The following is a 13061-nucleotide window of genomic DNA, read 5'->3' on the forward strand; positions in this document are numbered from 1 at the left end:
TTTTTATACTGTGCCTCGTTATTGAATGTGAATTCTTTCTTTACACCCTGCTCCCAATCACTGTGATCTTTTTGTGTATCAAGAACAGTCCATGAAGTACCATCCCAACCTTCAAAAGTCCAATCTTTTGGAGATTCGGGAGGCGGATATTATTATAGTAAATGATGAACAGGAAGTGCAGTTGATTGAGGGAGCGAGCCTTGAATCATATCAGGAATGCCGCACTATCACACTGACAGTTTTTGATGACGAGGTATTGCGGGGAGTCGTAGCATCGATCGACAAGCCAAGCAGGCGTATCAAGGTTGTCCGAGGTGAAGAAGACTACAGCTTCATTAAATTAGTAGAGATTATTTCTGCAAGTATATAACTAAAAGTGTCCTGGTCTTTAGTGACCGGGGCACTTTTAGTTATATATGCTTTATTCAATTAGTTACATGGATTTCCTAAAATCACCACATTCAAAACAATGTCCCTTCATGGAAAGAGTCTATGGACTCTTGATTCATATTTGTCGATGAGCCTATAAAACTAAGGTTTATAATACTTATTTACTATTTGGTAATCTTCTGAGATAATATTGGGAAATTAAAACAATTAGAAGTATTACTTATTGAAGGGGACCCATCATGAAAATCAGTAACATTCTAACTAAAGATGTTTTTCTTAATGCATTTGAGATATGTAAAGAATATGCAAAAGAAGACTTTATACTGGATATTAATTTTCGATTGCTAAAAGATGTTTTGCTAGAGACGAGTAGAGAAAAAATGAGTCAGTTCTATGATGATTTTATTTCTACAGATGTAATTCTTGCGGTTCCTGAGATGTTTTCTACTGATATTGTTTCAATACCTAAGGGTATGACAGGAGTAAGAGAATACCGTTTTTTTTCAATGTATTCTATGGTCTTATATAACGCAATAGGTTTATTATTTGTAGAATGTACGGATACTAATCTAAGAGACTTGAACTTTAATCAGAAATATATTTACCCATTTTATCCTACAAAATTTCATAAAGATAAGGACAATTGGAAGGCAAGTAGCGATTATAAAGAAGGTTATTCAGATTTTTTATCTACTCTAAATCAACAATTAGTAGTAGGAGATATTGTACTTAGAATAGATATTAGTAAATATTTTGAAGAAATGCAGCACAAAATTTTAATTAAGATCATGCAGGATTATGCATCGCCATCATTATTAACTAAATATAATTTAAATGGTGAATCTAACACTATAACTGGTTTGGATTTCTATTTCGATTCTTTAATGAATAAGACTCAATCTATACCTCAAGGCAGGAAGAACTTTGTATCAGACTATTTGGGATATCTTTATTTGGTACCATTTGATGTTAAAGTAAAAGAACTTGTCAAAAGTAATATTATGAAGTTTAAGAGCATGGTTAGATATGTTGATGATATCTTTATTATCTTTAATAAAACTGAGGAAACGATAAAGAATAAGGAAGTTTTTAAAGAATTACTATCAATTGAACAACGTATAAATAGCTGGTTATTTGATGAATTACAATTGACTACCAATGCAGCAAAAACAGATAGAAAAATCATAAAAAACAGTGAAGAAAGAAGAGGGTTTTTAAGATTCACTCGGAAGACAGTTTCATCCCCTATTTCAAAAAACAAACTTAATTATCAATTGATCTATTTTCAGAATTCGTTAAGAAAATTCAAAATAAAGGAAGCTTTTTCATTTCTTTTAACTGGAGAAGATAGAGAGAATTTAAAAGTTATTTTCGATCCAAAGTTTCAAAACTATCTGTTTCAAAAAGAAAATGTTGATAGAACAAAGCTGATATTAAATGAAATTACATTTGATTTGACAGCTGACTATATTAACATACTTATAGCCCTTTTTTTTATTAGAAGGAAGAAAAAGGGTGGGAACAAATTCACGACACATTTGATTAAATTTATCAAGAAAGATTTAAACTTAAGTGATAGAAGACATATTCATATTTTGTTTACTGCGTTAGCTCAAAACATTGACAAAACAGAAGAGGTGGTAATAAGAAAAAAAATTAAAGCTGATAGTGAAATCTTACGAAGTAATAATTATGGTAAATATTTACTCGCTTTTTTTAAAATCAGAAGAAAAGCTAAGAGAGAACCAAATCTTTTGGGCCAAACTGTCTACGAAAGGATAACTGAGGAGTACATTGTAAGAAAGATTAATAACAATAAGTTTTTCTATGACATAGAAAATCATTATAATAACTTAATTAATGAATTGATTAGAAGTCCATTTAAGGATGAAGAGGCGATAATACAGCAACTCATTTATTATGCCAATAGCATACTGAATCAAAAATGGGATTTGGCTTTTAATTATTTGAACAATTTTTTCCATGAGTTTTGTAAAGTTCAATACGAACTAAAAGATACTGATAATATAAACTCAGTGATTAACAAAACTTCTCATCTTTTAGAACTGAATGAATTAATGACTATTAGAAAATTCTATAACTATAGGAATTTCAACTCTATTTCACACCCAAGCCAGAAGGGAACACCTTCGATAAAAATTTCCGGTAAAATTCTTACAAATTACCATCACACCATTCTTCCGATTGTATTGAAAATTATGAAAAATAGGGAGTAATTCTATAAAAAGTATTTTGTCTTATGAAATGGTATCTGAATTTCAATTTTTATACACAAAAGAATGTAGCATTATTTAAGCAATCTAGTGTGTAAAGACTTCTTCAATAAACTTTTTACATCATCCAAGCTAGATGTCTGAGGAGCCTATGGCGAAAGTTGTCTTATGTCAAAGAATCAAGTTTTTTGGTTGTGGATATCTGCGGGCTTCATGATAATTGAATACTAAAAAAGTGCTCCATTGGCGTTTGCTGATGGAGCTATTTGTTGTTGTTAAGTATATAGCAAATACAAGCATTTAGATGCGGATATTTAGGCATTTACTGCACATAAAAAATCACAAAAAAATCACGCTTTTTATGAAAGAGAATGAATTTGTGCGAATTAAAATGTTGCTCAAAGCGTGGTAGGTTAGTGATTTTGATGTTGTATGAAACCTCTTGCTTGCTAAAGAAATATCAGCATTACAAAGGCTTTTCCGTCATTGATGATATTCGTGACCAGCGGATCGACGGTGTAAGTGGGGGCGTCAGTGGTATGCCGGAAGGTGGGATTCCTGCATCATCAGACTGGCCTTCGGATGGGTATGTATTTGAACAAACATCTGCGCCTACTGCCAATGGTTATGAGAGCGTGTGGATTTTCTATAAAGGTAAAACTATCCATCTTTCGTTCCTTTCCTTCGGATCTGAGCGTGAACTTAAAAGGGTGTGCCAAAATATTTACAAATACAATTACCCGGGACAGCTCTCCGAAGCGAATGGTTATAAGGTCAACGAAATGAAGGATGGGTCACGGGTAGTGGTGGTGCGCCCTCCTTTCTCAGAATCGTGGGCTTTCTTTGTCCGTAAATTCGATATTCAAAGCGCATCGCTGGAACAGTTAATTAAGGGACAGAATGCTGATTTTCCAATCCAGCTACTTTCTTATTTAATGAAAGGCAGCCGGATTACTGCTATTACAGGCGCGCAGGGTTCAGGTAAGACGACGTTGTTAATGGCGATGGTCAAGCATATTTATGCTTCGTATACGCTTCGTGTTCAAGAAATGGCCTTTGAACTGCATCTACGCAGCATTTACAGTCGCCGTAACATTCTTACTTTTCGAGAAACGGACCATATTTCAGGACAACAAGGGCTTGACTTGCAGAAAAAAACAGATGGAACCGTCAATATCCTAGGCGAAGTAGCAAGTGATGAAGTAGCTGCTTGGATGATTCAAATGTCGCAGGTTGCCAGTCTGTTCACCATTTTTACTCATCATGCCAAAACATTTCGTGATCTCGTGTTTTCACTTCGTAATTCATTGCTCAAAACAGGAGTATTTCAGCATGAAGGCATCGCTGAGGAACAGGTAGTTCATGTCATTAACTTTGATGTGCATCTCAAACGTGATGCGGAAGGGCGACGCTACATCGAACGGATCACAGAATGCGTGCCGCGTGACCCGGATCATACGGATGCAGGTTCCAATGCTTCATCGAGCTATAGTTATCGCCACGTTATGGAATATCGGAACGGAAGCTATATACCGATGGAGCCCTTAACTGCCAAAAGTGCAAAAGAAATGTGTGAGCAGATGAATGTAAAGGATGCCAGAGATTTCCGCAGTTTTTTGACCCGCTATTGGGAGGAAGACTATGAGTCTTAAAGAAATTTTATTATGGATTTTACTAATATCAGGTGGGGGCTTTGCGCTTCTATATATAGTTTTGTGGGGGTTGCGTAAGCGCGGTAGTCATGCAGTTCGCAGAGGACGAATTCATTCTGTTCAGGAAGGCCGCAAAGGAAAAGCGGTACTTCAACGTGAGCTGCAAGCATTACTGAATAAGTTGTACACGCTGTGTATGAAAGTCACTTTCTTATCCGGATATATCACGAGTGTACGTAAGCGACTAGCTGGTCAGCATGCCTACGATGAGTACAAGCTTCGCCTACAGACCATGAAGATGACACTGTTCATCTGGGGGGCTTTTGCTTGCAGTGGCGTTGTGCTGGTCATGATGAAGCCAGGAATAGAGTTTGCTATATTGGCCGTTTTATGCGGAGTAGTAATCAACAGTCTTATTTTGGATATGGCCATTAGCCGAATGGAAAAAAGGCTACTTGCACAGATGATCGAATTATTCGCCAATGTACGTCATTATTACCATCAGCACGGTATGGTGGAGGAAGCCATATCCGAAGCGGCCGATTTAGCGGAGGCAGAGGCTGCGAGACACGCACGTCTCATCCATGAGGCGCTAACAGATGTTGATCCGCACGAAGCATTGGAAAGATACTATGAGTCGGCTCCTAATCGATTTTTAAAAGCTTTTGCTGGTATCTCATATATGGTAATGGAGTTTGGTGACCGGGTTGAGGAGGGTGGCTCAATTTATTTGAAGGGGCTCAGCAGTCTCGCACGCGAAATCCAGTTGGAGTTGCTGCGAAGAAATAAACTGGACCATCTGTTAAAAAGTCTAAACGTGATCGCACTGGCACCTGTTTTCTTTACTACCCCAATCGAGACATGGGCGAGATCCAGCTTTCCATCTATGGATGAGTTTTATCAGGGGAAATGGGGTTATATCACGAAATTGTCCGTTTATATTGTGATCATCGTATCTTATTTCCTGTTACAGAAACTGCAACAGACCGATGAGACAGGATATCGTGCGGGTAGAGGCCGGAGGGTTTGGGAGCAGAAGCTATACCGTTTTCCTATCATTCGTAATGTGGTGGATTCTTTAATTCCGCGTCAGCATATGTCTTCTTATTTCCAAATAACCCGCCTATTAAAGGAAAGTGGTGCGGAGGTTAAGCTGGAGTGGCTTTACATACGCAGAATGGCTCTTTTTATCGTAGGAGTGGTGCTCAGTATCAGTACGATATTTTTTTTACATGAAGCTGAGAAAACGCATATCCTTCACGCCCCAGTACAATCAGGTCAAATGTTTGGACGTTTAAGTCCGGTGGAGCAAAAAGAAGCTTTGAAGCAGAGTGAGATTGATCGCAAAATCATGCATTCGCTGAACATGAGGGCGAACAGCACATACGAACAAACGTACGTTGTTTTAGAGCATAATGCTAATGGAACTGCTACTCCTGAACAGCTATCCACAAATACTCGGCGTATCCTCCAAAAGCTGAAAGATTGGAATGATGAATACATCAAGTGGTGGGAAGTGCTGATTAGTTTGATTGTTGGGTATGTAGCCTATCAAATGCCTATGCTTTTATTATATTTGCAACGAAAAATGCGTCGGTTGGATATGAGGCATGAGGTGTATCAATTTCAAACGGTGATTTCCATTTTACGGGTTATGGAACGAATGTCTGTCGAGGAAATATTGGAGTGGCTGAACAGATTTTCAGTTATATTCAAAAGACCTCTGCAAAAATGTTTGCTTCATTATGAACACGGGCCAGAGGCAGCTCTCGACTTGCTAAAAGAAGAGGCACCTTTGCCGGAATTTCAACGTCTAGTGGACAAGCTCCATTTGTCTTTGGGTAAAATTACGATTCGAGAGGCCTTCGATGATTTGGAATCCCATATGTCCTACTATTTCGAACAAAGAAAACAGGAGTATGAAAAAATAATAGACAGCAAGGCTATCTGGGGAAGGATGATTGGTTTTGCCCCGATGTATGGTCTTATCTTTATATATTTAGTGATTCCGTTGATCGGTATGAGCTTTGTTCAAATGGATAAATATTATGAGCAAATACAAAAAATTCAGTAAAAAAGTTCTATTATGACTAATACAAAATAACAAGCTGAGGAGAGAAAAACAATGAATAACGCATCAACAGCTTTAAAGGTAGCCGCTGGGATATTTTTGACCATCGCTCTAATTACGATTGTAGTTATACTTTTTATTTCAGCCCAGGAGGCGACTAAAACGGCACAAAACAATTTTGCTGATATCCAGACCGAATTGTCTCAAGCCTCTTTTACGGTATATGACGGCACAACCATTAGCGGTTCCCAGGTGACCAATGCGCTGCGGAAGTTTCAGGGGAAGGACCAATTCGGCATTCAGATTAAAACCGGTAAAAATATGGCAGGCCAGTGGTACGGTAATGCTCTGAACATTAGCCCAGACAGTGAACAGTATGGCGCCGTGAATGGCGGCAGTGATAAGACTGGGAAAATCACGAATACTCTTAATGAGAAAGAGAATGAATACGTAAATCCAAGTGGCAAATTCAAGGCTGAAATCGTCAAGGACAAATCGAACGTTGTCCGTGGGTTGTTGTTTATCCAGTCCTAAGCACTACAGCAAAGATAATAATCATAAGGGGGATGAGAGTATGTCTGATCACGCTTCAAGCATGCTGCGACTTAGTGTGTCAGTTATTCTGTTCATAACCGCATGTGTAACGGCAGTAGACTTGTCCAGGCAGCTGGATGGTGCACTGGAATTAAGATCACAGCAGGAGGAGCATTCTGAAGGGCGAATAGCCCGTACTACTGGGGTGGGGTTGCCGGAACGGATAAAAGGAACTCAGGTAATGCAGGCAATTCGCATGAACTTACAGGAGGGGATTTCGATTCATGTCGACGGTTCAGATTACGATGCGTATTCTGAATCGTTTGAGCCTGATGTGTCGACCTTGGATGCTTCTTCTTTATATTCCATATACCCACAGCGTAATGGGAATGGTGACATAACATCTGTACGTTTTGAGAAATTGGGGGAAGAATGAAGTGGTTCAAACAATATCTAAGCTGTTGGGGGCGCTGATCGCTGTATTGCTTTTGTACATCGTACCCGCAGCTCAAGCTGCTGAACGGCAGGATGATATATCCGGGTTAAATACATATCATTCAACTGTACGTTTTGTTGATATGGTAAGAACCAAAGGTTACATTACACCGACGATGTATAACGATTTTATGCGTGATCTGGAATTGACAGGCAATACGTACGAAGTTGACTTGGAACATATGCACAAAAAGTATGTACCGGACTATGCAGATGCCGCGAAGCCAGACAGTTTTCTGGGCAATTATGAAACTGTATATGATGGGTACTATAATCCGCAAATCTTGCCTGTACTGTTTCCTGACAATCAGCAGCCAAAATCAGATCAGACACGTCGGTATACCTTGATGGCCGGGGATTATTTTACGGTCCGGTTACATAATACGAATCGGACTCCTGCGGACTTGTACAAATCATGGCTTCTCGGTGGGGCAGATAGCGGCAAGCCGGCAGTTAAAGCTTCTTACGGGGGCATGGTTCTGAATGAAGATTACTGATTTTGCAGTCATATTTATACTTTTGTTTTTGCCCTTTGGTGTAGTTAGTGACTTACGGGTGCAAGATCAGCGTGAAGTGCAGCAGCTAGAAATGAAATATACGTCGGCTCTCCGTACCGCAGTTCAGGATGCAGGGGTTGTGCTCTCACAGAATGAACGTCAGGAACGCGAGGCCGGATACGGATCGGATAAGTTTTTTCGTGTAGATAAAGAAGCAGCGCTGCACACGTTCCTGCACACCCTTTTTCTTAATGTAGACATTGATGGGGATATAGTAGCACAACGTGCATTATTGGATTACATACCAGTCATTGTAATTCTGGATTATGACGGTTTTTATGCGTTCACTTCAGAAGCCTATACAGACGAGCATGGACAAGCTGCTATTGGCCACAAATGGAGCGAAAAAAAGCCATATGCCTATGTTGATTCAGTAGGCAACAGTGTGGGGTTCACCTTGGATAATTATGTGCACGCATACGATGCGCGGAATCACAGGTGGGTGGAGGGCTTTCAAAAGGAACTTCAGGATCAGACCCCTATATCTTTACTGAATAATTCAGAAACTTTTGAGCAAATACGTCGTTCCACCATTGTTCACAGCGTTCAAGAGGATCTAGCGCGAATTATTAATGTCCATAACGAAAAAGCAGCACGTAACGGCATAACTTACTCGTTCACGCTACCGCTCATTCCGCAAGAGGAGTGGTACAACACGGTAGATGATGTGGGTCTGATCGCGTTTATCCAAGGCATTCCGGTCGGAGACAGGTATTACAATAACTATGGATTTGGTGGTGGGAGAGTCGTCAGAAAGCAAGACATTATCGGTGGCATAGAACCAGATACTGGAATGAAATATTTTTATAGAGATTCATGTCCAGCTCCCTTTAAAGCGAGTGAACGTTTTACGGATGAAAAATCTGCAGCAGCTGCGGGTTACTTTGAGTACAAATGCTATAATGGCTTAAAATAATCACCCTCATGGGTGGTTTTTCTTTTTTTAGGCAGATCCATACCAAAAACCTTAAAATTCGCTGTTTTCAATATTCCGATATGGTTGCAGAATGTGCTACAATATAGCTTTGAAAGAAACGAAATGCATATGAAATAAGAACAGTCGGCAACGCCGATGACAATAAGGAGCCAAAAACAGCTTATGAGTTTATTGACTGTAGAAAATGTATCTCACAACTTTGGGGACCGCGCATTATTTAAAAATGTTTCCTTTCGATTGCTTGCGGGGGAACGTGTAGGTTTGGTAGGAGCTAACGGTGTCGGTAAATCGACACTCATGAACATTCTCACTGGAAAATTGCTTAAGGATGAAGGTAAAGTGGAATGGACTCCACGTGTACGTTACGGCTATCTGGATCAGCATACCAAGCTGACACCAGGCAAAACGGTACGTGATGTTTTGAAAGACGCTTTTCTTCCTTTGTTGGAATTGGAAAAGGAAATGATGCAGATTACTGACAAAATGGGGGATGCTTCTCCCGAAGAGTTGGAAGTGCTGCTGGAACAGATGGGTGAAATTCAGGAGCAACTGGATATGGGGGATTTTTACCTCATTGATGTGAAGGTTGAAGAAATGGCGAATGGACTGGGACTCTCGGCCATAGGACTGGATCGGGATGTATCTGCACTTAGCGGCGGGCAACGGACAAAGGTGCTTCTTGCTAAGTTGCTGTTGGAAAAGCCAAATGTCCTGCTGCTGGATGAGCCTACCAACTATTTGGATGTCGAGCATATCGAATGGCTTACGCGCTATTTGAAGGATTATCCCTATGCTTTTATTCTTATTTCACATGATACTGAGTTTATGAATCAGGTCGTTAATGTTATTTACCATCTTGAATTTGCCAAGATGACCCGTTATTCAGCTAACTATGAAAAGTTTCTTGAGATGGCAGATCTGAACAAGGCTCAGCATATTGATGCTTATGAGAAGCAACAGGACTTTATTAAGAAACAGGAAGATTTTATTCAGCGTAATAAGGCGCGTGCATCTACATCAGGCCGAGCAAAGAGCCGTGAAAAGCAGCTTGATCGGATCGAACGTATTGATAAGCCTGAAGAAGCTGCGAAGCCAACCTTTCAATTCAAAGAAGCACGTGCGAGCGGAAAGACGGTATTTGAGGGTATTGATTTTGAGATTGGTTATACGCATGCCCTTTTGCCTAAAATGTCCATGACGATTGAACGTGGTGAAAAGATTGCAATTGTCGGCTACAACGGTGTTGGTAAATCGACATTGCTCAAAACCATTCTGGGAAAAATTCCACCAATCAGTGGAAAAACCTATCAAGGTGATTTTTTGCAGCCCGCTTATTTTGAGCAGGAAGTAAAGGCGGAGAAAATTACACCGATTGACGATGTGTGGAATGAATTCCCGCATTTGAACCAGCATGAAGTACGAGCGCATTTGGCGCGTTGCGGTTTAAAGAATGAGCATATCACGCGTCCGCTATCTGCGCTCAGTGGTGGAGAACAGGCTAAAGTCCGTCTTTGCAAACTGTTAATGCGTGAAAGCAACTGGGTACTGTTCGATGAGCCTACCAACCACTTGGATGTTAAAGCTAAGGATGAGCTGAAACGTGCCTTGAAGGAATACAAAGGGACCGTTTTGCTTGTGTCTCACGAACCGGACTTTTACGAGGATTGGGTAACCAAAACGTGGAATGTGGAAGAGTGGTCAAGTAAAGTTAACTAAAATCAGCTAAATCCAATTCTGCATATTTCACACGAAGTGGGGTTTGCAGAATTAGGAAAATATGCTAAGCTATCTTTAGCTTATACAATAAAATAGTCACACTAGGGGAGCCGCCCATGCGGCTGAGACGGAATAAATGGATTTCGGACCCTTTGCACCTGATCTGGGTTATGCCAGCGTAGGGAAGTGAGCGCCGTACAAACAAGGCAACACCATCTTTATTTTGTTTGTGCGTGGGACGATACACGTATACGGATATCATTGTCCGTTCGATTATTGGACGTTCGTTAAACCACTTCCTTGGGGAAGTGGTTTTTTTACGTTTCGTTCATTTTAAGTTGTTCGAGCTTCCGTAGACGATTCACATATAATCCCCTTTCATTACTGCTGGTAGACGTGGCTGGCTAAGCTTAGATCCTTTAGTCCAATGTGAGGTGAAGACAAAATCGAATTACACGCAATTTCGATGGAAAAGGGCACTTTTGCACAAGCCGCCCAAGTGGCTGCAGTGATTTGTCCGTATGTTCATTATGTACACGCACGTTTAAAACAGAATGGTGCCTCTGCATTGCTTTCTTTGACCCGCAGCATGGTGGAGCAGGAAGTTCCTTTGCAGCAAATTGTAGTAAATGATCGTGTGGATGTAGCCTTACTTACTTTGGTTGGAGCCGTCCAGCTACCAGCTAATGGATTACCTGTAGCGGATGTGAAAAGCCTTCTTCCAAAGGGTACACGCTGTGGAGTATCTGTGCATTCCTTGGAGGAGGCGCAGACTGCCGAGCGGGCAGGAGCGGACTATGTACTTTATGGTCACGTATATGAGACCCATTGTAAGCCCGGTATTGTACCGCGGGGTTTAGCTCAGCTTGAACATATTTGCAGGCTGTCGAACATTCCGGTGATCGCGCTGGGCGGCATACAACCGCACCATATCCCGGAGCTTTATAGGGCCGGAGCAAGCGGTATTGCGGTGATGTCTGGTATATGGGAGGCTGAGTCGCCTGTTGCAGCTGCGATGGAATACAGGCGAATGGCAGATCTTGTAGTTCACAGCCTGTAGCGAAAAAACGAGAGTAGAGGCAAGCTGAAAGCAGAATGGTTTATGGAGAGGAGACACGGGACCAATGCCAAAGATACACACAGAGGCAAGAGCGATAGGACACGCTGAATGCTTGGTCATAGGTGGAGGTGTCATCGGCAGTTCCATTGCTTATCATGTGGCCAAGGAGGGAAGAAGTACGATCATGCTGGAACGATTGATCCCGGGTGAGGGAGCCTCAGGAGCAGCGGTTGGAATGCTGGCAGCGGAAAGTGAAGAGTTCATCGACTCTGAGCTGGCACGATTTGCTCGCATAAGTCGAGACGCATTCCCTGAACTTGTCTGTGATCTGGAGCGTTTGTCGGGTATTTCGGTGGAATTCCGTACAGAAGGATTTGTGACCCCTTTCCGTACGGAAACTGAAGGCCAAAAACGCTGGAAAGCAGCTAAAAGGCGAGAGGATAATTGTCCTATCTGGTGGGATGCGAGGGAATTGGCCCGACGAATTCCAGGTTTGGATGAACAAGCGATCGGGGCAATATATTGTTCAAAGGAGACACAAGTGGCTCCTGTCCAGCTTTGTCGTGCTTATGCAGGTGCTGCTGCGGTGCTGGGGGCAACGGTACGGTCTGGTACGCAGGCAGAGCAACTGGTCATGCAGGATGGTCGAGTTTGCGGTGTTCGAACAGATAGTGGCTTTTTTTCGTGCGATCAGGTCATTATTGCTGGAGGCTTGGATAGCATGAAATTGCTAGCGCAAGTTGGGTTTGAATATCCACTTTATCCGGTCAAGGGAGAAGCGGTAGCGGTCTCCTTGAAGGATCACCCGTTAGAATACACCATTTATGCTGATGATATTTACCTTGTGCCTAAACAGAATAACGAGCTTTGGATTGGGGCAACGAGCCTTCCGCATCAATATGACGAAGAAGTGACCGTAGGAGGCTTAGAGGGGTTGCTGACACGTGCCTCTGCTTGGCTGCCGCGCGTCCGTGAAGCTTCTTTCATACGCACTTGGGCGGGCTTACGTCCGCAGGCCGCATCAGGTCATCCTTTTATAGGCACTGTTCCTGGGGTCGAGGGTGTATATGCTGCCGTCGGGCATTATCGCAACGGTGTCCTGCTGAGCGATGCTACTGGGCGTGCGATAACAGCTATGCTTAACGGAGCAGGTGCGGCTGAACTTGGAATAAGTAGATTTTCTTCTGAGCTCCTCAAGGAGGAAAGCTTATGAAGCTGACGATTAACGGCCAGAGCCTGAGCTTTTCTAATCGGATCACTCATGTGGATCAATTGCTACATGAGCTTGATGTAAAGGTGAAAACCGTAGTGGTAGAGCTGAATCGGCGTATATTGACCCGTGAAGATCATGATGAAGCGGTACTGAAGGATGGAGATTGCCTAGAGATTGTACATTTTGTGGGAGGCGGTTGATC

At 41.7% G+C, this 13061-nt stretch carries 11 protein-coding genes, 1 pseudogene and 1 riboswitch; all 12 genes and pseudogenes read left to right on the forward strand.

The features are described from left to right. Positions 1-91: 91 nt before the first annotated feature. The 12 genes and pseudogenes from ACQW03_RS23715 (at position 92) to thiS (ending at position 13059) form a co-directional block, all read left to right on the forward strand. The gene (locus ACQW03_RS23715; RefSeq protein WP_441952064.1) at positions 92-370 is read left to right on the forward strand and encodes a hypothetical protein; all 279 of its coding nucleotides are present in this window, start codon (positions 92-94) and stop codon (positions 368-370) included. A gap of 259 nt (positions 371-629) precedes the next feature. After that, positions 630-2627 carry a hypothetical protein gene (locus ACQW03_RS23720; protein WP_441952066.1) on the forward strand — a complete coding sequence of 666 codons (1998 nt, stop codon included), beginning with the start codon at positions 630-632 and terminating at the stop codon, positions 2625-2627. 455 nt (positions 2628-3082) lie between these two features. After that, positions 3083-4276: pseudogene (locus ACQW03_RS23725) on the forward strand (pilus assembly protein CpaF); the annotation flags it as partial. Further along, positions 4266-6350 carry a hypothetical protein gene (locus ACQW03_RS23730; protein WP_441952068.1) on the forward strand — a complete coding sequence of 695 codons (2085 nt, stop codon included), beginning with the start codon at positions 4266-4268 and terminating at the stop codon, positions 6348-6350. The pseudogene ACQW03_RS23725 and the gene ACQW03_RS23730, both read left to right, overlap by 11 nt. A gap of 51 nt (positions 6351-6401) precedes the next feature. After that, positions 6402-6881 carry a hypothetical protein gene (locus ACQW03_RS23735; RefSeq protein WP_029517430.1) on the forward strand — a complete coding sequence of 160 codons (480 nt, stop codon included), beginning with the start codon at positions 6402-6404 and terminating at the stop codon, positions 6879-6881. A 40-nt stretch (positions 6882-6921) separates the two neighbouring features. Continuing rightward, positions 6922-7317 (forward strand): hypothetical protein, encoded by a 396-nt coding sequence (locus ACQW03_RS23740; RefSeq protein WP_441952070.1) that lies wholly within the window; start codon positions 6922-6924, stop codon positions 7315-7317. 1 nt (position 7318) lies between these two features. Further along, the gene (locus tag ACQW03_RS23745; protein ID WP_220029599.1) at positions 7319-7873 is read left to right on the forward strand and encodes a hypothetical protein; all 555 of its coding nucleotides are present in this window, start codon (positions 7319-7321) and stop codon (positions 7871-7873) included. Beyond that, positions 7860-8849, forward strand: coding sequence for a hypothetical protein (locus ACQW03_RS23750; RefSeq protein WP_441952072.1), 990 nt, complete (start codon positions 7860-7862; stop codon positions 8847-8849). The genes ACQW03_RS23745 and ACQW03_RS23750 overlap by 14 nt, the downstream gene beginning before the upstream one ends. Positions 8850-9032: 183 nt before the next feature. Further along, positions 9033-10586 carry an ABC-F family ATP-binding cassette domain-containing protein gene (locus tag ACQW03_RS23755; protein ID WP_023988981.1) on the forward strand — a complete coding sequence of 518 codons (1554 nt, stop codon included), beginning with the start codon at positions 9033-9035 and terminating at the stop codon, positions 10584-10586. 93 nt (positions 10587-10679) lie between these two features. Then, positions 10680-10788: riboswitch (TPP riboswitch) on the forward strand. A 264-nt stretch (positions 10789-11052) separates the two neighbouring features. After that, positions 11053-11646, forward strand: coding sequence for a thiamine phosphate synthase (locus ACQW03_RS23760; RefSeq protein ID WP_441952075.1), 594 nt, complete (start codon positions 11053-11055; stop codon positions 11644-11646). Positions 11647-11710: 64 nt separating this feature from the next. Beyond that, complete coding sequence (thiO, locus tag ACQW03_RS23765) at positions 11711-12859, forward strand: glycine oxidase ThiO (protein ID WP_441952077.1); 1149 nt, start codon at positions 11711-11713, stop codon at positions 12857-12859. Then, entirely contained in the window at positions 12856-13059 is a 204-nt protein-coding gene (thiS, locus tag ACQW03_RS23770) for a sulfur carrier protein ThiS (protein WP_441952079.1), read from the forward strand. Before thiO ends, thiS begins: the two co-directional genes overlap by 4 nt. Positions 13060-13061: the final 2 nt, after the last annotated feature.

The sequence above is a fragment of the Paenibacillus sp. DRB1-1 genome, from assembly GCF_052119485.1.
GTDB lineage: Bacteria > Bacillota > Bacilli > Paenibacillales > Paenibacillaceae > Paenibacillus > Paenibacillus polymyxa_B.